Annotated in this window: 20 protein-coding genes; 13 read left to right on the forward strand and 7 right to left on the reverse strand. The window is 75.9% G+C overall.

Features of this window, described 5'->3' with window-relative positions; genetic code table 11:
* Positions 1–996: a phosphotransferase family protein gene (locus FKM96_RS15430; RefSeq protein ID WP_147795978.1), complete on the reverse strand. Its 996-nt coding sequence runs from the start codon at positions 994–996 to the stop codon at positions 1–3.
* Between the two features lie 39 nt (positions 997–1035).
* Between FKM96_RS15430 and FKM96_RS15435 the strand changes: the two genes are divergently transcribed.
* Genes FKM96_RS15435 through FKM96_RS15455 form a run of 5 tightly spaced genes read left to right on the forward strand, consistent with a single transcriptional unit; the run spans position 1036 to position 5281 of the window.
* A complete protein-coding gene (locus tag FKM96_RS15435) occupies positions 1036–2262 on the forward strand; it encodes a cysteine desulfurase family protein (RefSeq protein WP_147795979.1) in 1227 nt (408 codons plus the stop codon).
* Positions 2262–3407 carry a tRNA 2-thiouridine(34) synthase MnmA gene (gene mnmA, locus FKM96_RS15440; RefSeq protein WP_147795980.1) on the forward strand — a complete coding sequence of 382 codons (1146 nt, stop codon included), beginning with the start codon at positions 2262–2264 and terminating at the stop codon, positions 3405–3407. Before FKM96_RS15435 ends, mnmA begins: the two co-directional genes overlap by 1 nt.
* Before the next feature lie 5 nt (positions 3408–3412).
* On the forward strand, positions 3413–4447 hold the full coding sequence (locus FKM96_RS15445; protein WP_371300435.1) for a hypothetical protein: 1035 nt from the start codon (positions 3413–3415) through the stop codon (positions 4445–4447).
* Positions 4444–4893 (forward strand): hypothetical protein, encoded by a 450-nt coding sequence (locus tag FKM96_RS15450; protein ID WP_147795982.1) that lies wholly within the window; start codon positions 4444–4446, stop codon positions 4891–4893. Before FKM96_RS15445 ends, FKM96_RS15450 begins: the two co-directional genes overlap by 4 nt.
* Before the next feature lie 58 nt (positions 4894–4951).
* Complete coding sequence (locus tag FKM96_RS15455) at positions 4952–5281, forward strand: helix-turn-helix domain-containing protein (RefSeq protein ID WP_147795983.1); 330 nt, start codon at positions 4952–4954, stop codon at positions 5279–5281.
* A 51-nt stretch (positions 5282–5332) separates the two neighbouring features.
* On the opposite strand, the gene FKM96_RS15460 is transcribed toward FKM96_RS15455, so the two are convergent.
* Together FKM96_RS15460 and FKM96_RS15465 are read right to left on the reverse strand one after the other, a co-directional pair.
* Positions 5333–5719 (reverse strand): hypothetical protein, encoded by a 387-nt coding sequence (locus FKM96_RS15460; protein WP_147795984.1) that lies wholly within the window; start codon positions 5717–5719, stop codon positions 5333–5335.
* Positions 5720–5833: 114 nt separating this feature from the next.
* A complete protein-coding gene (locus FKM96_RS15465; protein WP_147795985.1) occupies positions 5834–6058 on the reverse strand; it encodes a helix-turn-helix domain-containing protein in 225 nt (74 codons plus the stop codon).
* A 141-nt stretch (positions 6059–6199) separates the two neighbouring features.
* On the opposite strand from FKM96_RS15465, the gene ligA reads away from it, so the two are divergent.
* The 6 genes from ligA to FKM96_RS15500 all read left to right on the forward strand — a co-directional run bounded on the left by ligA (position 6200) and on the right by FKM96_RS15500 (position 14697).
* Positions 6200–8653, forward strand: coding sequence for an NAD-dependent DNA ligase LigA (gene ligA / locus FKM96_RS15470; RefSeq protein ID WP_147795986.1), 2454 nt, complete (start codon positions 6200–6202; stop codon positions 8651–8653).
* Complete coding sequence (locus FKM96_RS22310) at positions 8650–10428, forward strand: GNAT family N-acetyltransferase (protein WP_371300436.1); 1779 nt, start codon at positions 8650–8652, stop codon at positions 10426–10428. The genes ligA and FKM96_RS22310 overlap by 4 nt, the downstream gene beginning before the upstream one ends.
* A gap of 242 nt (positions 10429–10670) precedes the next feature.
* The gene (gene gatC / locus FKM96_RS15485; RefSeq protein WP_147795987.1) at positions 10671–10967 is read left to right on the forward strand and encodes an Asp-tRNA(Asn)/Glu-tRNA(Gln) amidotransferase subunit GatC; all 297 of its coding nucleotides are present in this window, start codon (positions 10671–10673) and stop codon (positions 10965–10967) included.
* A 1-nt stretch (position 10968) separates the two neighbouring features.
* Complete coding sequence (gatA, locus tag FKM96_RS15490) at positions 10969–12483, forward strand: Asp-tRNA(Asn)/Glu-tRNA(Gln) amidotransferase subunit GatA (RefSeq protein WP_147795988.1); 1515 nt, start codon at positions 10969–10971, stop codon at positions 12481–12483.
* Positions 12480–13988 (forward strand): Asp-tRNA(Asn)/Glu-tRNA(Gln) amidotransferase subunit GatB, encoded by a 1509-nt coding sequence (gene gatB, locus FKM96_RS15495; RefSeq protein WP_147795989.1) that lies wholly within the window; start codon positions 12480–12482, stop codon positions 13986–13988. The genes gatA and gatB overlap by 4 nt, the downstream gene beginning before the upstream one ends.
* A 163-nt stretch (positions 13989–14151) precedes the next feature.
* Entirely contained in the window at positions 14152–14697 is a 546-nt protein-coding gene (locus FKM96_RS15500) for a GNAT family N-acetyltransferase (RefSeq protein ID WP_147795990.1), read from the forward strand.
* A 114-nt stretch (positions 14698–14811) separates the two neighbouring features.
* On the opposite strand, the gene FKM96_RS15505 is transcribed toward FKM96_RS15500, so the two are convergent.
* The 4 genes from FKM96_RS15505 to FKM96_RS15520 form a co-directional block, all read right to left on the reverse strand.
* Positions 14812–15375, reverse strand: a complete 564-nt coding sequence (locus FKM96_RS15505; protein WP_147795991.1) for a DoxX family protein — start codon at positions 15373–15375, stop codon at positions 14812–14814.
* Between the two features lie 321 nt (positions 15376–15696).
* On the reverse strand, positions 15697–16263 hold the full coding sequence (locus tag FKM96_RS15510; protein ID WP_147795992.1) for a DoxX family protein: 567 nt from the start codon (positions 16261–16263) through the stop codon (positions 15697–15699).
* A 276-nt stretch (positions 16264–16539) separates the two neighbouring features.
* Complete coding sequence (locus FKM96_RS15515) at positions 16540–17901, reverse strand: deoxyribodipyrimidine photo-lyase (RefSeq protein ID WP_147795993.1); 1362 nt, start codon at positions 17899–17901, stop codon at positions 16540–16542.
* Positions 17902–18160: 259 nt separating this feature from the next.
* Positions 18161–18964: a MerR family transcriptional regulator gene (locus FKM96_RS15520; RefSeq protein WP_147795994.1), complete on the reverse strand. Its 804-nt coding sequence runs from the start codon at positions 18962–18964 to the stop codon at positions 18161–18163.
* Between the two features lie 116 nt (positions 18965–19080).
* On the opposite strand from FKM96_RS15520, the gene FKM96_RS15525 reads away from it, so the two are divergent.
* A complete protein-coding gene (locus FKM96_RS15525; RefSeq protein WP_147795995.1) occupies positions 19081–19764 on the forward strand; it encodes a VOC family protein in 684 nt (227 codons plus the stop codon).
* Positions 19765–19952: 188 nt separating this feature from the next.
* Positions 19953–21770, forward strand: a complete 1818-nt coding sequence (gene ilvD, locus FKM96_RS15530; RefSeq protein ID WP_246855015.1) for a dihydroxy-acid dehydratase — start codon at positions 19953–19955, stop codon at positions 21768–21770.
* The last annotated feature ends 11 nt before the right edge of the window (positions 21771–21781 follow it).

The raw sequence follows: 21781 nt of genomic DNA on the forward strand, positions 1-21781 counted from the left end.
TCAGGCCAGCGCGCGGAGCCACTCCACCGCGTGCCGGCCCTGGGCCCCCTGGAACCGGCGCAGGTTCGGGATCCCGACCGGCGCGGGCTGCAGCGCGCCGTGCACGAAGTAGCCCGCCAGGCCCGCCACGGCGGCGCGCAGCCGCTCGGGCTCGACGCCCTTCGACGCCGGGCGGTCCCAGAACAGGTCCTGCGGCTCCCCGCCGCCCTGCATCGCGACGCTGGGCAGCATGAACGCCAGGTCCAGCCACGGGGCGCCGACGCCGGCGTGCGGCCAGTCGATCAGCGCGACGCGGCCGCCCTCGTGGTCGTGGTCCACCATGACGTTGTCCGCGCGCAGGTCGCCGTGCACGAGCGCGCTGCCCGCGCAGGCGTCGAGCGCGTCGTCCTCCCAGGCGACCAGCGCGTCGAGGTGCGCGAGGACCCACGCGCCGGCCTCGCCCGTGCGGGCGGCGAGCGCGTCGAGGTCCGCGCCCGGGCGCCCCGCGATGGTCCGCCAGCCGGTGAAGTCGCCGGCCAGCGTCTCGGCGCTCGGACGCAGCTCGTGCCCCGGGAGCGGCTCGGCCTCGGCCAGCGTGTCCAGCGCCGCGAGCACGAGGGCGAGCTCGTCGTGGCGCCAGGGGAGCAGCGGCGGCCGGCCGGGCGCCACCTCGAAGCCCAGCAGCACCCAGTCGCCGTCGTCGTCCGACCACAGCAGCGCGGGCGCGGGCACCTGGGGCGGCAGCGCGGCGGCCGCGCGCACCTCCGCCCGGGCGAGCTCCGGGGACTCCGGGTTCTGCTCGGGCGACACGGCCTTGACGAACACGCCGCGCCCGTCGGCCAGCTCGAGGACCGCGGCGAACCCCGGGCTGAACCCGGTGGTCGCGCTGGTCTCGGCGCTCACCTGGGCACCCGCGAGCTCGGAGATCCGGGTGCGGACGGACCGCGGGAGGTCCCGCCAGTCCAGCCGTTGCCCGCTGAAGGCCAGCGGAGGCGTCGTCGCGTCGTCGGCACTCACGCGCCACATCCTGGCAGAACCCTTCGTAGACTTCTGCGGGTGAGCGCGTATCTGGACCACGCGGCCACGACGCCCGTGCTCCCGGAGGCGGCTGCCGTCCTGGTCGAGCACCTGTCCCGCACCGGCAACCCCTCGTCCCTGCACACCGCGGGGCGGGCGGCGCGGCGCGCCGTCGAGGAGGCCCGCGAGACGCTGGCCGCGGCGCTCGGCGCGCGGCCCAGCGAGGTGCTGCTGACCGGCGGGGGCACCGAGGCCGACAACCTCGCGGTGAAGGGCCTGTTCTGGGCCCGCACCGCCCAGGACCCGGCGCGGCGCCGCGTCCTGGTGTCGGCCGTGGAGCACCACGCGGTGCTGGACCCGGCGTTCTGGCTGGCCGAGCACGCGGGGGCGGAGATCGTCCTGCTCCCCGTCGACGACGAGGGCCGGGTGCGCCTCGACGCGCTGCGCGACGAGCTCGCCGAGCACGCCGGGCAGACCGCCCTGGTGTCGGTCATGTGGGCGAACAACGAGGTCGGGACCCTGCAGCCGCTCGCCGAGGTGGTCGCGCTCGCGCACGCCCACGGCGTCCCGGTGCACGCCGACGCCGTGCAGGCCGTCGGGCAGGTGCCGGTCGACTTCGCCGCCTCGGGGCTGGACGCGATGACCGTCACGGGGCACAAGCTCGGCGGCCCGGTCGGCGTCGGCGCCCTCCTCGCGCGGCGCGAGCTCGACCTGGTGCCGGTGCTGCACGGCGGCGGCCAGGAGCGCGGCGTGCGCTCGGGCTCGCTCGACGTGCCGGCGATCGCGGCGTTCGCGGTGGCGGTCGACGCGGCCGTGCGCGGGCGCGAGGCGACGGCGGCGCGGCTCGCCGGCCTCCGGGACGCGCTGGTCGCCGGTGTGCGCGCGACGGTGCCCGACGCGGTGCTGCGCGGGCCGGCCGACCCCGCGGACCGGCTGCCGGCCAACGCGCACTTCACGTTCCCCGGCTGCGAGGGGGACTCGCTGCTCTACCTGCTCGACTCCGCGGGCGTCGAGTGCTCGACCGGGTCGGCCTGCCAGGCGGGCGTGCCGCAGCCGAGCCACGTCCTGCTCGCGATGGGGCTGGACGAGGCGGACGCGCGCGGGGCGCTGCGGTTCTCGCTCGGCTGGCCGTCGACGCGGGACGACGTGGACGCGCTGCTCGCGGCGCTGCCGGGCGTCGTGGACCGCGCGCGGTCCGCGGGGCTCGCGGGCGGCGGGCGGTCGGCGGGCGCGGCCGGTGCCCGGTCGACGGCGGGGGCGGTCTGATGCGGGTGCTCGCGGCGCTGTCCGGCGGCGTCGACTCCGCGGTGGCGGCCGCCCGCGCGGTCGACGCCGGCCACGACGTCGTCGGCGTGCACATGGCGCTGTCGCGCAACCGGGCGCAGATGCGCACCGGTTCCCGCGGCTGCTGCTCGATCGAGGACGCCGGCGACGCCCGGCGCGCGGCCGACGTGCTGGGGATCCCGTACTACGTGTGGGACCTGTCCGAGCGGTTCGAGGACACCGTCGTCGCCGACTTCCTGTCCGAGTACGAGGCGGGCCGGACGCCCAACCCGTGCGTGCGGTGCAACGAGCACATCAAGTTCGACGCGCTGCTCGACAAGGCGCTGGCGCTGGGCTTCGACGCGGTCGCCACGGGGCACTACGCCTCCGCCACCGCGGGGCCGGACGGCGCGCCGGTGCTGCGTCGCGCGCGCGACCTGGCCAAGGACCAGTCCTACGTGCTGGCGGTCATGGGCCCCGAGCGGCTGGCGCGGGCGATCTTCCCGCTCGGCGACGTCGCGTCCAAGGACGAGGTCCGCGCCGAGGCGGCCGCGCGTGGGCTGAGCGTCTCCGCCAAGCCCGACTCGTACGACATCTGCTTCGTGGCCGACGGCGACACCCGCGGGTTCCTCCGGGGCCGGCTCGGCTCGCGCCCGGGCGAGGTCGTCGACGCCGACGGCACGGTGCTCGGCACGCACGACGGGGCCTACGGGTACACCGTCGGGCAGCGCAAGGGTCTGCAGCTCGGGCGCCCCGCGGTCGACGGGAAGCCGCGGTACGTGCTGGCGATCGAGCCGGTGAGCAACCGGGTCGTGGTCGGCGGCGCGGAGGCGCTCGAGGTCGGGGCGGTCGAGGCGCGGGACGCGGTGTGGTTCGGCGCCGCGCCGGCGGACTGGACGGCGTGCCTGCTGCAGGTGCGGGCGCACGGCGCGGCGGTGCCGGTGCGGGCCCGCGCCACGGCGGCGGGCGGGATCGAGGTGCGGGTCGACGGGTCGCTGCGCGGGGTCGTCGCGGGGCAGTCGGCCGTGCTCTACGGCGGGACGGACGGGGACGTGGTGCTGGGTCAGGGAACGGTCGAGCGGACGGAGCGGGCTGCCGCTGGCGCCGAGGACGGGGCCGTCGCCGGCCGCGCCGGGGCGACCGCGTGACGGCGGTGAGCGGGACCGGGCCCTGGCCGGGCTCGGAGCCGCTCGAGGCCCAGACCACCGTGCTCGGCGACGTCGCGGCGGCGCCGTCCGGCGTCGACGGACTGCCCTGGACGGTGCGGCTCCCGGAGCGCGGGCCGTTCGGCAGCCTCGCCGCCCAGGCGCTGGGCCTGCTCGTCGAGCTGCCCGCGGAGCTCGGGCCGCACGGCTGGCGGCTCGCCGACCGGCCCGGTGCGGACGCGACCCGGCTCGCCGCGCTGCGCCGGGAGGACCTGGACGCGCTCGCGGTCGCCGCGCACGGCTGGGACGGCCCGCTGGTCGTGCCCGTCGCCGGGCCGCTCACGCTGGCCGCGAGCGTGTACCTGGCGCGGGGCGACCGCGCGGTCGCCGACCCGGGCGCCGTCGCGGAGCTGGCGGAGTCGCTGGCCGCAGGTGTCGCCGAGCACCTCGACGCGATCCGCCGGGCGGTCCCCGGCGCGCGGCCGACCGTGCTGCTGCACGAGCCGCTGCTCACGCAGGTGGTCGCGGGCGTGCTGCCGTCGTTCTCCGGCTACGCCCGGCTGCGGTCCGTGGCGGCGCCCGTGGCGTCGGAGCGGCTCGGGACCGTCGTCGCCGGGGTGCGGGCCGGCGGGGCCGAGCGCGTGGTGCTGCACGTCGGCGCCGGTGCGGCGGCGGTCGGGGCCGCGCGCGGCGCCGGGGCGGACGCGGTGGGGCTGGAGGTCGCCGGGCTCGACGAGCGCCGGTGGGAGTCGGTCGCCGAGTCCGTCGAGGACGGCCTCGCGCTGTGGGCGTCCGTGCCGCAGCCGGAGACGTCGCAGTGCGCGGGCCCCGACGTGCGCGGGGTCGCGGACGCGGTGCTCCGCGGCTGGGAGCGGGTCGGGCTGTCCCGGGCGGGGCTGCGGGACGTCGTGCTGCTCGCGCCCGCGGGGCCGACGGTGCCCGGCGGCCCGGCAGGCCCGCGGGTCGACCCGGCGGTGGCGCGGGCGACGCTCGCGACCGTGGCGCGGGCGGCGGCGGTCGTGGCCGAGCGGGCGGAGTCGTGAGCGGGGGCGTGGGGCCTGCGGGCGGGCCGGGTGCCGGGGCCGCGGGTGTCCCGGTCCGGCGGCGGCCGTGGCTCTCGCGGCGGCACGCGGCGGTGCTCGCCGCGGGGGCCGGGCTCGCGGTGGTCGGGCTGGTGGTGCTGCTCGTCGTCTGGGTGGGGCTGGTGACGTCGACGCTGCGTACCGGGCTCGGCGCGGAGGACACCTGCGTCGCCGCCGCGACCGCGGGGGAGGACGGAGCGACGGTGTCCTCGTCGCTGCTCCCGCCGCGGGCGGTGTGCACGTGGACCGTCGACGGCCGCGCGACCGAGACCGTGCTGGCGGAGCGCCCCGCGGCGCTCGCGGGCGCCGCGGTCGGGGCCGTCGGCGTCGGCGTGCTGCTCGTGGCCGGCGGCGCGGTGGCGGCGTGGCAGGCCCGGCGCCGCCCGGAGGTCGCGCCCGCGGGATGACCGCGGTGCTACTCATGAGGGTGTGGACCCCCGGCGAGCGCGTCGGGACGCTCGCGGTGTGGACGGAGAGCTGCAGCGCACCGTGGGACGGAACATCCGGCGCATCCGCACGGCGGGTGACCTGAGCCAGGAGGACCTGGCGGACCGGATCGGGCACCACCGCACGTACGTGGGGTCCGTGGAGCGGGGTGAGCGCAACCTGTCGCTGCGCTCGCTGGAGCGCCTGGCGACGAGCCTGGGCGTCGACCCGGGCGCCCTGCTGGCGCCGGTCGTCCCGACCGCGCCGGGCGACCCCGACGGGCCGGGCGACCCCGACGGGCCGGGCGACCCCGACGGGCCGGGCGACCCCGACGGGCCGGGCGACCCCGACGGGCCCGCCCCCTCCTGAGCGCGCGACCGGGGCCCGCGCGGGGGTGCGGCTCGCCCCCGCGCGGACCGGTCAGGCGCGAGCCAGGTCCAGCACCCGGTCGAGCGCCGGCATCAGCCGGTGCCACGACTCGGCGCTGAGCTCCAGGTGCTGCACCGCGCCGTCGCCCACGTACACCCACGTGGTGCGGGCGCCGTCGCGGCGGTGCACGCAGACCGCGAGCTCGGCCGCCGCGGTGCGGTCCAGCGCGTCCGGGGTCCCCGGCGCGGCGCCCGGCTCGCGCTCCGCGAACGGCGAGACCGCGGCGCCCGGTCCGCCCAGGAGCTGCCGGGAGGCCACGGACATCGAGCTGCTGACGTGCGCCCGGTCGCGCACGTCGTCGTCCTGCGCGTGCAGCACCACGCACCAGTCGGGGCAGGGCTCCACCTGCCAGGTCGGTCGGTCCTGCTCGGTGGTCACGGATCCTCCTCGGTCGGCCTGCCGAGGGGCTCCTGCGCGGCCGCGCCCCTCGTCCCACCCACTCTGGGCACGACCACCGACACGGGGGCTCCGTCGTCCACAGGCCGCTCGGGCTCAGGCCTCGGGGGCGTCGCCGATCAGCTCGCGGACCGGCACGCCAAGGCGCTCCGCCAGCCGCTCGACCGAGCGCAGGGTGAGGTTGCGCTCCCCGCGCTCGACGCCGCCCAGGTAGGTGCGGTGCATCTCCACGTCGCGCGCGAGCGCCTCCTGGCTGATCCCGCGCTCGATCCGGAGCCGGCGCACGCGCCGCCCCACCGTCACCTGCAGCTCACCGATCACGGTCCCACGGTCGAGGTCGTGCTACTTCTCTGTCTACAGACTGATGAGTAGCAGCCTAGCGGCGCCGGCCGCCCGGCGGGAACCCCCGCGCACCGCGCGCCCCGCAGGTGCCGTGTCGGGGGCGCGCGGCATGATGTCCGCGTGGACGCGACACGACCCGAGACGACGAACCCCGAGGACGCCGGCCTGGACGAGGCCGCCGCACGCCAGCGCTGGACCGAGCTGGCGGACCGCGTCCGGGAGCTCCAGTTCGCCTACTACGTGCGGGACGAGCCCGCCGCCAGCGACGCCGAGTACGACGTGACGCTGCGCCGGCTGGAGGCGCTCGAGGACGCGTACCCGGAGTTCGGGCTCCGCACGCCCGAGTCGCCCACCCAGAACGTCGGCGGGACGTTCTCCACCGAGTTCCGCGCGGTCGACCACGTCGAGCGGATGCTGTCGCTGGACAACGCGTTCTCCGCCGAGGACGTCGCCGCCTGGGCCGAGCGGGTGCACCGCGACCTGGAGCTCCCGGCGGGCGCCGACGTCGGCTACCTCACCGAGCTGAAGATCGACGGCCTCGCGATCGCGCTGCTCTACGAGCGCACCGGTGACGGCCCCGCCCGGCTCGTCCGCGCGGCGACGCGCGGCGACGGGCGCACGGGCGAGGACGTCACGCTGAACGTCCGCACGATCGCGAGCATCCCGGACGTGCTCGCGGGGGACCCGGCGACGCACCCGGAGCAGATCGAGGTCCGCGGGGAGGTGTTCCTCCCGGTCGAGGCGTTCGAGCGGCTGAACGAGTCGCAGGTGGCGGCGGGCAAGGCCCCGTTCGCCAACCCGCGCAACGCCGCCGCCGGCTCGCTGCGGCAGAAGGACCCGCGCGTGACCGCGGGCCGGCCGCTCGGGATGTACGCCCACGGCATCGGCGCGCTGCGGTGGGGTCCGGGCGCGGTCGCGCTCGAGCGGCAGTCCCAGGTGTACGAGCTGCTGGCCGGCTGGGGCGTGCCGACGTCGCCGCACTACCGGGTCGTCCCCGCGCTCGCGGACGTCACCGCGCGGATCGAGGAGATCGGCGAGCACCGGCACTCCTACGAGCACGAGATCGACGGCGTGGTCGTCAAGGTCGACGACCTGGCGCTGCAGCGCCGGCTCGGCGCCACCAGCCGCGCGCCCCGCTGGGCCATCGCGTACAAGTACCCGCCGGAGGAGGTGAACACCCGGCTGCTCGCGATCGAGGTGAACGTCGGCCGCACCGGCCGGGTCACCCCGTACGCGGTGATGGAGCCGGTCAAGGTCTCCGGGTCGACGGTGGCCATGGCGACGCTGCACAACAAGGACGTCGTCGCGCTCAAGGGCGTGCGCCCCGGGGACATGGTGGTGCTCCGCAAGGCGGGCGACGTGATCCCGGAGATCGTCGGCCCCGTCACCGCGCTGGCGGACGACGGCTACCCGCGCACCGACTGGACGATGCCGACCGAGTGCCCCGAGTGCGGGTCGACGCTCCGGCCGATGCGCGAGGGCGACGTCGACCTGCGCTGCCCGAACGCCCGCACCTGCCCGGCGCAGGTGCGCGGCCGCGTCGAGCACATCGGGTCCCGCGGGGCGCTCGACATCGAGGCGCTCGGCGAGGTCACGGCCGCCGCGTTGACCCAGCCGGAGATCCCCGAGGTCCCGCCGGTGGTCAACGAGGCCGACCTGTTCGAGCTCGTCGGGTGGCCCGCGGACGCCCCGGAGGAGGAGAAGGAGCGCGTGCGCGCGCGCAGCTTCGCCCGGCTGCAGCAGGTCCAGGTCGTCGTGCGCGACCCCGAGACGGGCGAGCCGCGCGTCGACGAGGACGGCACCGTGCGGCGCCGGACCCCGTTCCGGCGCCGCGTGACCCACAGCGTGAAGGCCCGGCGCGACGCCGAGGCCGCCGGCGAGCCGCTGCCCGAGTACGAGGACGTCCCGTCGGAGCAGGCCAAGAAGCTGCTCGACGAGCTCGACGCGGCCAAGACCAAGCCGTTCTGGCGCGTGCTGGTCGCGCTGAGCATCCGCAACGTCGGCCCCACCGCGGCGCGCGCGATCGCCCAGCGCTTCGGCTCGATGGACGCGCTGCGTGCGGCGCTCGCCGACGTCGAGGGGGCGCGGGCGACGCTGGCGGGCGTGGACGGCGTCGGCCCGACGATCGCCGACTCCGTGCTCGACTGGTTCGCCGAGGACTGGCACGCCGACATCGTCGACCGCTGGCGGGACGCCGGCGTGGTGATGGCCGACGAGGCCGACGCGTCCGCGCCCCGCACGCTCGAGGGCCTGACGGTCGTCGTGACGGGCAGCCTCGCGGGGTTCAGCCGGGACGGCGCCAAGGAGGCGGTGCTGTCCCGCGGCGGCAAGGCGTCCGGGTCGGTGTCCAAGAAGACCGACTATGTGGTCGTGGGGGAGAACGCCGGGTCGAAGGAGGCCAAGGCGATCGAGCTCGGGCTGCGGATCCTGGACGAGGACGGGTTCGTCGCGCTGCTGGCCGGCGGGCCGGCCGCCGTGGGGGACGGGCCGGGCGAGGACGACGACGCGGCCGAGACCCCGGCCGCCGACGACACCGCGACGGGCGAGGGCCCGGACGACGCGGGCGCGTCGTGACCGCCGCGGCCGCCGCGGTCGGCCCGGTGCGCATCCGCCTCGCCCGCCCCGAGGACCACGCCGCCGTCGGCGCCCTGACCGCGGAGGCCTACCGCGCCGACGGGCTGCTGGAGGTCGACGACGAGTACGAGGTCGAGCTCCACGACGCCGCGCGCCGCGCCCGCGAGGCCGTGCTCCTGGTCGCGACGACGGCCGGTCGGGACGACGGACCCGCCGAGGAGGTCGTCGGCACGCTCACGCTCGCGCCGTACGCGACCTCGTACGCCGAGATCGCCGAGCCCGGGGAGCTCGAGCTCCGGATGCTCGCCGTCGCCCCCGGCGCGCGCGGCCGCGGCGTCGCCGCCCGGCTGGTCACCGCCGCCCTGCGCGAGGCGGTCGCACGGCGCGCCCGCGGCGTGGTGCTGTCGACGCTCGCCGAGATGGCGACCGCCCGCCGGCTGTACGACCGGCTGGGGTTCGCCGCCGCGCCCGACCGCGACTGGGGCCACGAGGGCGTGCACCTCCGGGCCCTTACGTGGGCCCCGCCCGTCGCGCCGGGCGTGCTGGTCGAGGCCGCGACCTGGGTCCCGGTCGCGACGCGTGACGTCGACGGCTGGCGGGTCGGCCTGTCGGGCGGGTTCACCCGCCGGGCCAACAGCGCCCTGCCCCTCGGCGCGCCGGAGGACCTGGCGGCGACGCTCGGCCGGGTCGAGGCCGTCTACGCCGCGGCCGGGCAGCCGTCGGTGGTGCGGGTCTGCTCGGGTGCCCCCGACGGCCTCGCCGCCGCCCTGGCCGCGCGCGGGTACGCCGAGCGTGCGGCCACCGACGTGCTGGTCCGCGACCTCGCCGCGCTGCCGCCCGAGCGCGCCGCGGTCCCGCCGGACGTCCGCGTGACCCTCACCGACGAGCCCGACGACACCTGGCTGGCCGGCTGGCTCGGCGTGAAGGCGGCGGGCGGAGCGGTCGACCCCACGACCGCGCGCGCCGTCGTCGCCGGCTCCCCGGCGCTCTACCTGACGGCGACCGGCGCGGACGGGGCGACCCTGGCCGTGCTGCGCGCCGCGCTCGCCGACGGCTGGACCGGGCTGTCCTGCCTGATGGTCGAGCCGGCCGCGCGCCGGCGGGGCCTCGGCCGGCTGCTCACCCGCGCCGGGCTGCGCGCGGCCGCCGACCGCGGCGCGCGGCGGGCGTTCCTCCAGGTCGAGGTCGGCAACCCCGGCGCCGCCGACCTGTACGCGGGGGAGGGCTTCCGGCCGGCGGAGAGCGGTACGCGTACTGGGAGCGCTGACGGCGCCGGCCACGTGCCCGGCCCCGGGCCGCGCGGCTCACCCACCGCGGGGCGCCGCCGAGCGCGCCGTGACGCGCCGGACGATACTGGCGCGATGATCGCCATCGAGCGCGCGGAGCTCCTGCAGGCCGCGGGCCTGCGCTGGACGCCGACGTCCGGGGACCGGTTCGCCCTGCGCCAGCCCGCGCTGGCCGGCGAGGTCTTCACCATCAGCGAGATGACCATCGAGCCGCACGCCTACCCGAGCGGCACGGTGCTCGGCTTCAACGGCACCACCGAGTGGGCGCTCGACTCCGTGACCCAGGACGACGCCGTGTGGCTGCCGCGCGAGGACCAGCTGCGCGAGCTGCTCGGCGGCACGTTCCGGAGCCTGGCGCGGGCGCTCGACGGCTCGTACCTCGTGGTCGTCGAGCTGCCGGGCCAGCCGGAGCGCGCGTTCGCCGCCGAGGAGGCCGAGGACGCGTACGCGGACGCGGTGCTGGCGCTGGTCTCGGCGGCGCGGGTCTGACCCGGCCGGGACCACCTGGGTGGTGCCGCAGCGCGGCTGCGTGCTGGATGCGCGCGGCTAGCGTCGCCGGACTTCCAAAGGAGTCCAAATGCCGCGACGCAACCCGTTCCGTCCGACCGCCGGGTCGACGCCGCCGTTGCTCGTCGGCCGGGACGACGTCCCGCCGATGCCGGAACACGCGGGGCGAGCAGGCGTGACGCGTCCCGACCTCCCGGCACGGCACCACGTCTAGACTCCGGGGTATGTCCTCCCTCTCTCGTGACGAGGTCGCGCGCGTCGCGGGCCTGGCGCGGATCGACCTGACCCCCGAGGAGCTCGACCGCCTCGCGGGCGAGCTCGACGTGATCGTCGAGTCGGTCGCCCGGGTCAGCGAGGTCGCCACGCCCGACGTGCCGGCCACCAGCCACCCGCTGCCGATGACCAACGTGTTCCGCCCGGACGTGCCCGAGCAGCCGCTGACGCAGGAGCAGGCGCTGTCCGGCGCCCCCGCGTCCGAGGACGGCAAGTTCCTGGTCCCGCAGATCCTCGGGGAGGAGTGAGATGACCGACCTGACCCGTCTCTCGGCCGCGGAGCTGGCCGACAAGCTCGCCGCGCGCGAGGTGACCAGCGTCGAGGTGACGCAGGCGCACCTGGACCGCATCGCCGCCGTCGAGCCCGCCGTGCACGCGTACCTGCACGTGTCCGCCGAGGAGGCGCTGGCCACCGCCGCCGACGTCGACGCGCGCCGCGCCGCGGGCGAGGAGCTGCACCCGCTCGCCGGCGTGCCGATCGCCGTCAAGGACGTCGTCGTCACGCAGGGCCTGCCGACCACGGCCGGCTCGAAGATCCTCGAGGGCTGGGTGCCGCCGTACGACGCGACCCTGGTCGAGCGGATCAAGGCCGCGGGCCTGCCGATCCTCGGCAAGACCAACATGGACGAGTTCGCCATGGGGTCGTCGACCGAGCACTCGGCGTACGGCAACACGCACAACCCGTGGGACCTGGACCGGATCCCCGGCGGCTCCGGCGGCGGCTCGGCCGCGGCGGTCGCGGCCTACGAGGCCCCGCTGGCCATCGGCACCGACACCGGCGGCTCGATCCGCCAGCCCGGTGCCGTCACCGGCACCGTCGGCGTGAAGCCGACCTACGGCTCGGTGTCCCGGTACGGGCTCATCGCGCTCGCCTCGTCGCTCGACCAGGCCGGCCCCGTCACGCGCACCGTGCTCGACTCGGCGCTGCTGCACGAGCTCATCGGCGGGCACGACCCGCGCGACTCGACGTCCATCCCGGAGCCGCTGCCCGGCCTGGTCGCCGCGGCCCGACAGGGCGCGTCCGGCGACCTCACCGGCGTGCGCGTCGGCGTGGTCCGCGAGCTGCAGGGCGAGGGCTACCAGCCCGGCGTGCTCGCGCGGTTCGAGGAGTCGCTGGAGCTGCTCCGCGGCGCGGGCGCCGAGATCGTCGAGGTCTCCTGCCCGCACTTCGAGTACGCGCTCGGCGCGTACTACCTGATCCTGCCGTCCGAGGCGTCGAGCAACCTGGCGAAGTTCGACGGCATGCGGTTCGGCCTGCGGGTCGAGCCCTCCGAGGGCCCCGTGACCGCCGAGCGCGTGATGTCCGCGACCCGCGGCGCCGGCTTCGGCGACGAGGTCAAGCGCCGGATCATCCTCGGCACCTACGCCCTGTCGGCGGGCTACTACGACGCCTACTACGGCTCGGCGCAGAAGGTCCGCACGCTCATCCAGCGCGACTTCGCGAACGCGTTCGAGCAGGCGGACGTGCTGGTCTCCCCGACGGCGCCGACCACGGCGTTCAAGCTCGGCGAGAAGCTGGACGACCCGCTGGCGATGTACCTCAACGACGTCGCCACCATCCCGGCGAACCTCGCCGGCGTGCCCGGCATGTCGCTGCCGAACGGCCTGTCGGACGACGGCCTGCCCGTCGGCTTCCAGGTGCTGGCCCCGGCCAAGGCCGACGACCGGCTGTACCGCGTGGGCGCCGCGCTCGAGGCGCTGCTGGAGAAGAACTGGGGCGGCCCGCTGCTGGCCAAGGCTCCCGAGCTGGAGGTGGGCGAGTGAGCACCCAGACCGTCGACCTGGTCGACTACGACGAGGCCGTGGCCCGGTTCGACCCGGTCATCGGCATCGAGGTGCACGTCGAGCTCGGCACCGCGACCAAGATGTTCGACGGCGCCCCGCAGACGTTCGGCGCCGAGCCGAACACCGCGGTCACGCCGGTGTCGCTGGGCCTGCCCGGCGCGCTGCCCGCCGTCAACGGCACCGCGGTCGAGTACGCGATCCGGATCGGCCTCGCGCTGAACTGCGAGATCGCGGAGACCTGCCGGTTCGCCCGGAAGAACTACTTCTACCCGGACGTGCCGAAGAACTTCCAGACCTCGCAGTACGACGAGCCGATCGCCCACGACGGGTACCTGGACGTCGAGCTCGAGGACGGCACCGTGTTCCGCGTCGAGATCGAGCGCGCGCACATGGAGGAGGACGCCGGCAAGAACACCCACGTCGGCGGCGCCACCGGCCGCATCCAGGGCGCGGAGTACTCGCTGGTCGACTACAACCGCGCGGGCATCCCGCTGGTCGAGATCGTCACGAAGCCGATCACCGGCGCCGGCGAGCGGGCCCCCGAGGTCGCGCGGGCGTACGTGCAGACGCTGCGCGACATCTTCCGGGCGCTCGGCGTGTCCGAGGCGCGGATGGAGCGCGGAAACGTCCGCGCCGACGTCAACGTCTCGCTCCGCCCGACGCCGACCGCGCCGCTGGGCACCCGCACCGAGACGAAGAACGTGAACTCGTTCCGCTCGGTCGAGCGCTCCGTCCGGTACGAGATCAGCCGCCAGGCCGCGATCCTCGACGCCCAGGGCTCGGTCACCCAGGAGACCCGCCACTGGCACGAGGACACCGGCATCACCACGGCCGGCCGCGTGAAGTCGGACGCCGAGGACTACCGGTACTTCCCGGAGCCCGACCTGGTGCCCGTCGCCCCGTCGCGGGAGTGGGTCGAGGAGATCCGCGCCGCGCTTCCCGAGCTGCCCGCCGCCCGCCGGCGCCGGCTGCAGGGTGAGTGGGGCTACGCCGACGCCGAGATGCGCGACGTGGTCAACGCGGGTGCGGTCGAGCTGATCGAGGCGACCGTGGCCGCGGGCGCGAGCCCGGCCGCCGCGCGCAAGTGGTGGATGGGCGAGCTCGCCCGCACCGCCAAGACCCAGGAGGTCGAGCTCGCCGACCTGCCGATCACCCCGACGCAGATCGGCCAGCTGCAGCAGCTCGTCGACGCGGGGCGGATCAACGACAAGCTGGCGCGGCAGGTCCTCGAGGGCGTGCTGGCCGGCGAGGGCGACCCGGAGGCGGTCGTCGTCGCGCGCGGCCTGGAGGTCGTCTCGGACGACGGCCCCCTGCTCGAGGCGATCGACGCGGCCCTGGCCGCGCAGCCGGACATCGCGGAGAAGATCCGCGGCGGCAACCTCGGCCCGGTCGGCGCGATCATCGGCTCGGTCATGAAGGCGACCCGCGGCCAGGCGGACGCCGGCCGCGTGCGCGAGCTGGTCCTGGAGCGCGTCCAGGCCTGAGCAGCACGACGGCGGCGCGGCACCCGGCGGGACCGGGGCCGCGCCGCCGTGGCGCGCGGGCCGGCACGCGTTCCGGCGCCCGCCCCGGAACGCGCCCGACCGCGCGGCGAAACACGACGGTCACCCGCAGTGCCTAGGCTCGGGTCGACGAGGAGGCAGCCCCATGGAGAAGCCCACGCTCGAGGGCGAGATGATCCACCTGCGCCCCATCCGCGCCGACGACGCGCCGGCCATGTGGGACATGGTCAACGACCCCGAGGGGATGCGGACCACCGGCACCACGACGGTGTTCACCCGCGCCCAGATCGACGCGTGGTGCGCGACGGTCTCCGGCATGGACGGGCGGATCGACCTCGCCATCACCGCGAACGGGTCCGACGAGTACCTCGGCGAGATCGTGCTGAACGACATCGACGAGGTGGTCGGCTCGGCGAACATGCGCCTGGTCATGCGGCCGGCGTACCGCGGCCGCGGCTACGGCACCGAGGCGATCGAGCTCGTGCTCGGCCTGGCCTTCGACGGGATCGGCCTGCACCGGGTCGGGCTGGACGTGCTGAGCATCAACGCCCGCGCGCGGTCGCTCTACGAGAACATCGGCTTCCGGGTCGAGGGGCGCCGCCGGGACGCGTACCGGGACGGCGACGGCTGGTGCGACGGCATCGACATGGGGATGCTCGAGGACGAGTACCGGGCGCTGCGCGCGGCCTGACCGACGTGGTCCGCGCCGCCCGGGCGCACGGACGAGGCGCCGGTCCCCGGGAGGGTGGGGACCGGCGCCTCGCGCCTGCGGTGAGCGACCGGGCCGCTCAGGGGTGCTGGTCGATCAGATGAGCCAGCGGTTCTTCTGCACGACCGGCAGGCTCTTCCACCAGCGGCCGAGGCCCCAGGTGTCGCCGCCGGCGGTGAGGGCCACCAGGACCAGCACCAGCGCGTAGATGATGTGGTAGTCCATGACCGGGTTGGTCGAGCCCGAGATGAGCGGCCACTCGGCGAGCCACATCATCGCCATGATCAGCGAGCCGGCGCCGGCCGCGACCCGGGTGCCGATGCCGAGCATGACCGCCAGGCCGACGCCCAGCATGCCGAGCATGAACAGGACGTCCGAGACCGGGCTGGCGATGCCGTTGAAGAAGCCGGTCAGCGGGCCCTGGGCCGCGAACTGCAGGAAGCCCTGGCTCGGCGCGCCGCCGTTGATCCAGGCCGCGTCCGAGGCCGTCGAGTAGCCGAACCCGAACGTCTTGTCGAGGAACGCCCAGAGGAAGATGAACCCCGTCGACAGGCGGAGAGCGGCGAGCACGCGGCGGGCGGCCACCGAGGTGACGACGTCCTCCTGGGTCCGCGAGGTCGCGGGGGCCGCCTCGGTGCGGGGGGTGGTGATCGTGGTCATGATCCGTGCCTTCGTTGTTGTGGGGTTCACCTTGTGATGACTTTCCCAATGTCCTCCCGTCGAAGGCCCTGCACCCCGGACGGAAGTCCCAAACTCCCTGCGTGCGGCTGCTGGAAAGCGCTCCGCGTCACCCGGATGCCGGTCACCCGGGACCTCCGTCCCGGGGTTGGGAGGGCCTGGTCCGGGACCTCGGTCCCAGCCCAAGGCCCCGGAGGCGCCGGGGTGCTCCCGCGCACGGACGAGGCGCCCGCCCCGGGAACGGGACGGGCGCCTCGCGCGTGCTGCCGGCCGCGGCGGTCTCCGTCCGCCGCGGCCGCGTCCTCAGCGCAGCCAGCGCTGCGACCGCACCACCGGGAGCTCGCGCCACACGCGGCCGAGCCCCCAGGTGTCACCGGCCAGGCAGGCCGCGCAGGCGATCAGGGCCAGGGCGTAGATGATGTGGTAGTCCACCAGCGGGTTCGTCGACCCGGCGGTGAGCGGCCACTCCGCGGCCCACATCAGGACCATGATCAGCGAGCCCGCCCAGGCGGAGACCCGCAGGCCGATGCCCAGCATCACCGCGAGGCCGACACCGAGCATGCCGAGCATGAACAGCACGTCGGTGGCAGGGCTGGCGATCGACCGGAACAGGTCCTTGAACGGGCCGACCACGGCCTCGCTGGTGAGGAAGCCCTGGCTCGGCGTGCCGCCGTTGATCCAGGCGCGCTCGGACGGGGTCGAGTAGCCGAGGCCGAACGTCTTGTCGACGAAGGCCCACAGGAAGATGAACCCGGTGGCGAGCCGGGTCGCGGCGAGCGCGCGGCGCGCGTTCAGGGAGGTGACGACGTCCTCCTGGGCCGGCAGCGGGGCCGGTGCGGTGGACGGGCGCGAGACGGTGGGTGCGGACATGGCGGCTGCCTCCGGTCGGGATCACGGCTTTGTGACGACGCGCTCAATGTCCCGCTATGTCCGCTCGGAGGGAGGGGTCGAAGGTCCCGACTTCGCCGACTGCGTGCGCGCTCGGGCCTCGCAGGCCCACGCCCTGGGACCTCGGTCCCGGGGCGGCGCCGGCCGGTGCCGAGATCGGTGGTTCGGGCCGAGATCGGTGGTTGCAAGCACCGATCTCGCGCGGAAGCACCGACTTCGCGCGGGAGCGCCGATCTGGGAGCGCTGGGCCGCCCGGGCTCAGCGCATCGACTGGTAGGCGCCGAGCGAGACCGCGCGCTCGTGGGCGTGGTCGACGATGCGCTCGGGGTAGTCCGGCGCGGCGGAGCGGGGGAGCTTCCACGGCTCGTGCACCGCCTTGCCGGGGATGTCGCGCAGCTCGGGCACCCAGCGCCGGACGTAGTGCCCGTGCGGGTCGAACTTCACGCCCTGGGTCACCGGGTTGAACACCCGGAAGTACGGTGCCGCGTCCCGGCCCGTCCCGGCGACCCACTGCCAGTTCATCTGGTTCTGCGGGATGTCGCCGTCCACCAGCCACGCCATGAAGTGGTCGGCCCCGCGCTGCCAGCGCACGTGCAGGTCCTTGACCAGGAACGAGGCCACGGCCATCCGCACCCGGTTGTGCATCCAGCCCTCGCCGCGCAGCTGCCGCATCCCGGCGTCGACGAGCGGGTAGCCGGTGCGGCCCTCGGCCCAGGCGGCGAGGGCGTCCACCTCCGCGCGGCCGTCCAGCCAGGCGTTCTCCGGGATGACCGGGGTCAGCGACTCGTGCGCGGCGCGGGGGTTGTGGAACAGCACGTCGGCGTGGAAGTCGCGCCACGCGATCTGGCCGCGGAACGTGTCGGCGCCCTCGCCCCGGCGCTGCGCGAGGTCCGCGAGGATCGTGCGGGGGTGGATCTCGCCCCACTTGAGCGGGACGGACAGGCGCGAGGTGCTGTCGAGGTCGGGTCGGTCGCGCTCCGCCTTGTAGTGCGACAGCGGGCCGTCGAGCATCTCCGCCCACCGGGCGAGCGCCGCCGCCTCGCCGGCCTCCGGCAGCGCGAGGCCGTCGGGCACCGGCGCGTCCGGCACCGCGTCGGACCGGCCGCCGTCCAGGAACGTCACCGCGCGGGCCGTCGTGGTGGCGTCCGGCGCGGGGGAGTGCCAGCCGTGCTCGGCCCAGGCGCGCCGGAACGGGGTGAACACCTTGTACGGCGTGCCGGAGCCGTTGCGGACCCGACCCGGCGTGACCGCGTACGGCGACCCGGTCCGGACCAGCGCGCGGCCGTCCTCCTCGAGCGTCCACTCGACGTGGTCGTCCCGCCGCCGGCCGAACGGCTCGGTCGACGCCGCCACGTGCACCGCCTCGGCGCCGACCTCGCGGGCCACCGCCGGGACCACCTCGCGCGGGTCGCCGTGCCGGACCAGCAGCCGGCCGCCGGTCTGCTCGTCGAGCGCGGCGAGGCTCCGGGCCAGGTAGGCGCGGCGGGGAGCGCCCGACGACGCCCACAGGCGCGGGTCGAGCACGTACAGCGCGAGCACGTCGCCCTGCGCGGCCGCCGCGTGCAGCGCGGGGTTGTCGCCGAGCCGCAGGTCGCGGCGGAACCAGTGGAGGGCGGTCACCCGGCGACGGTAGCCAGCGGCGTCGGCGGTCGCGACCCGGACCTGCGTCGAGGCACCACCGGCCCGGGCGATGAGCCGATGGTGCCTCGACTGGGGGTACCTGCTGACGGGTCGTCGTCATCAGGTGACCGGAGCGGACCGCGGGCGGGAAGCCCGGTGGTCGCCCCGGGGGAGAGACGACCGGTGGTCCGTGCGCACCAGCCTGCCCCCGCGGCCCGGCCCGCGGATGGGCCGTTGGTCCCGACCTTCGCGAGCCCGATCAGCCGCCCGCGACGGCGTCGGCGTGCGCGTCGACGGCGTCCCGCAGGTAGACCGCAAGCCCGGGCGCGACCGCGTCGTACGTGGCCGCGAACCGCGGGTCGTCGACGTACATCGCCGCCAGGTTCCGGTACGCCTCGGCGTCCGGCGTCCAGAACAGCGCCACCCAGGCGTGGTGCCGGGCGACCAGGTCACGGACGGCCGGGTCGGTGACGGGCGTGCCCGCCGCCAGCAGCGCGGCCAGCCCCGTGCTCACGGCCTCGCCCTCGCGGCGGTGCGCCTCGCGCTCGTCCACGGACAGGTCCTCCCACGCGCGGGTGCTGCGGTCCACGGCCGCGTCGCCCCAGCGCTCGCGCGCCTCGGCCTCGTACCGGCGGTGGTCGAAGCCCTCGTACATCTCCTCGGCAGGCATGTCGGTGCCCCCTTCCAGGGACTCGATGGTGGCGGCGACGGTGCGGGCGAGCCGGTCGAGCCGGTCCCGCTCGGCGAGCAGCGCGGCGTGGTGCTCGCGCAGCCGGTCGGCCTGGACGCGCGCCGGGCCCGCGCCCCGGGTGCTCCCGGCGGGCGCCGCCGCGTCGAGGATGTCCCCGATCACCGCCAGCCCGACGCCGAGCTCCCGGAGCACGAGCACCTGCTGCAGCCGCAGCAGCTCCGCGCGCCCGTACTCCCGCTGCCCGCCCGGCGCGGTGCCGGCCGGGCGCAGCAGCCCGATCGCGTCGTAGTGCCGCAGCGTCCGGGACGTCACCCCGGACAGCCGGACCACCTCGGCGGTGGTCCACCGCTCCGTGCCCGTCGTGCCGGTCATCCCGTCCGCCCCGTCCTGTCGCCGACGGCGGTCGTTCCGCCGTCGCTGCTCGACGGTAGGCGTTGACGCAGCGTCAACCGCAACCCCGTGTCGGTAGGGCGTGGGAGGGTCGGGACATGGACAGCGCAGAGCAGCGAGTCATCGGCCCCGGCGCCGCCACCGAGCGGGTCGACGCCCGGCACTGGCGGGTGCTGCTGCTGTGGCTGCAGGCCGCCTTCCGGGTCCCCGACCTCGCGACCGGCGCGGCGCTCGTCGCCCGGGTGGCCGCCGCGGCGGAGCGGGTCGGCGCCGCCCCGGACGTGACGCTGCGGCCGGGCGTGGTCCAGGTGCGCACGACCACGTGGTCGGTGCACGGGCTCACCGAGGCGGACCTGGCGCTCGCGGCCGCGGTGTCGGCAGCGGCGGACGAGCTCGGGGTCAGCGGCGACCCCGCCTCGCTCACCTCGCAGGAGATCGCGATCGACGCGCTCGACATCCCGCGCGTCGCCCCGTTCTGGCGCGCGGTGCTGGGGTACGAGCCGGAGCCCGGGACCGACCCGGACGACCCGGCGCTCGCCGACCCGGGCGCGCTCGGGCCGGGGTACTGGTTCCAGCAGATGGACGCCCCGCGCCCGCAGCGCAACCGGATCCACGTCGACGTCACGGTGCCGCACGACCAGGCCGAGGCGCGGGTCGCGGCGGCCCTCGCGGCCGGCGGCACGCTGCTGTCCGACCGGCGAGCGCCCGCGTTCTGGGTGCTGGCCGACCCCGAGGGCAACGAGGCCTGCGTCTGCACCTGGCAGGCTCGCGGGAAGGGCTGAGCGGGGCGGTCCCCGAGGGACCGTCGTCTCGCCCCTCGGTCGATCACAGGACGGACGCCCGACGCACCGTGACGTGCGCGGACGTACCGTGACCGCCACGCCGCCGCCGCGGTGGCGCCCTGCTCGTCCGAAGGAGCCCCAGCGTGAGTCGTCCTCTCCGCTCTCGTACCTCGACCCACGGCCGCAACATGGCCGGCGCCCGCGCCCTGTGGCGCGCCACCGGCATGGGGTCCGAGGACTTCGGCAAGCCGATCATCGCGATCGCGAACTCGTACACGCAGTTCGTCCCGGGCCACGTGCACCTCAAGGACATGGGCGACCTCGTCGCGTCGGCGATCCAGGAGGCCGGCGGCGTCGCCAAGGAGTTCAACACCATCGCGGTCGACGACGGCATCGCGATGGGCCACGCCGGCATGCTCTACTCGCTGCCCAGCCGCGACCTGATCGCCGACTCGGTCGAGTACATGGTCCAGGCGCACTGCGCCGACGCCCTGGTGTGCATCTCGAACTGCGACAAGATCACGCCGGGCATGCTCAACGCGGCGCTGCGGCTGAACATCCCGGTGATCTTCGTGTCCGGCGGCCCCATGGAGGCCGGCAAGGCCGTGATCGCGGACGGCGTCGCGAAGACGCACCTCAACCTCATCAACGCGATCAACTACTCGGCGGACGACAACGTCTCCGACCAGGCGCTGGCCACGGTCGAGGAGAACGCCTGCCCGACCTGCGGCTCCTGCTCCGGCATGTTCACCGCCAACTCGATGAACTGCCTGACCGAGGCGCTCGGCCTGTCGCTGCCGGGCAACGGCTCGACGCTCGCCACGCACGCCGCCCGCAAGGAGCTGTTCCTCGAGGCCGGCCGCACGATCGTCGACCTGGCCCGCCGGTACTACGACGACGAGGACGACACCGCGGCGCCCCGCGGCATCGCGACCCGAGCCGCGTTCGCCAACGCCATGGCGCTCGACGTCGCGATGGGGGGCTCGACCAACACGGTGCTGCACGTGCTCGCCGCGGCGCAGGAGGCCGAGGTCGACTTCACGCTCGAGGACATCGACGCGATCAGCCGCCGGGTGCCCTGCCTGGCCAAGGTCGCGCCGAACCACCCGGACTACCACATGGAGGACGTGCACCGGGCGGGCGGCATCCCCGCGCTGCTCGGCGAGCTCGACCGCGGTGGCCTGCTCGACCACGACGTGACCAGCGTGCACACGCCGACGCTGCGCGCGTGGCTGGACGACTGGGACGTGCGCGGCGGCAAGGCCACCGAGCGCGCCACCGCCCTGTTCCACGCGGCCCCCGGCGGCGTCCGCACCACGCAGGCGTTCTCGACGTCGAACGTGTGGGAGTCCCTCGACACCGACGGCGCGGGCGGCTGCATCCGCGACGTCGCGCACGCCTACACCGTCGAGGGCGGCCTGGCGGTGCTCCGCGGCAACCTCGCCGAGGACGGCGCCATCATCAAGACCGCCGGGATCGACCCGGACGTGTTCCACTTCGTCGGCCGCGCGCTGGTGTGCGAGTCGCAGGACGAGGCCGTCGACAAGATCCTGCGCAAGGAGGTCGAGCCGGGCCACGTCGTCGTCGTGCGCTACGAGGGCCCGTCCGGCGGCCCCGGCATGCAGGAGATGCTCTACCCGACGTCGTTCATCAAGGGCCGCGGCCTGGGCAAGGTGTGCGCGCTCATCACCGACGGCCGGTTCTCCGGCGGGTCGAGCGGCATCTCGGTCGGCCACATCAGCCCCGAGGCGGCCGCGGGCGGCACGATCGGCCTGATCGAGGACGGCGACGAGATCGAGATCGACGTCGAGACCCGTCTCATCCGGGTCAACGTGCCCGACGAGGTGCTGGCCGACCGCCGGGCCAAGATGGAGGCGCGCGAGAACCCGTGGCAGCCGGTCGACCGCGACCGCTACGTGTCCCCGGCGCTCCAGGCGTACGCCGCGATGGCGACCAGCGCCGACCGCGGCGCGGTCCGCGACGTGAGCCGCCTCCGGCGCGGCTGACGCAGGACCAC

It is taken from the genome of Cellulomonas sp. Y8 (genome assembly GCF_008033115.1).
In the GTDB taxonomy this organism is placed as follows: domain Bacteria; phylum Actinomycetota; class Actinomycetes; order Actinomycetales; family Cellulomonadaceae; genus Cellulomonas.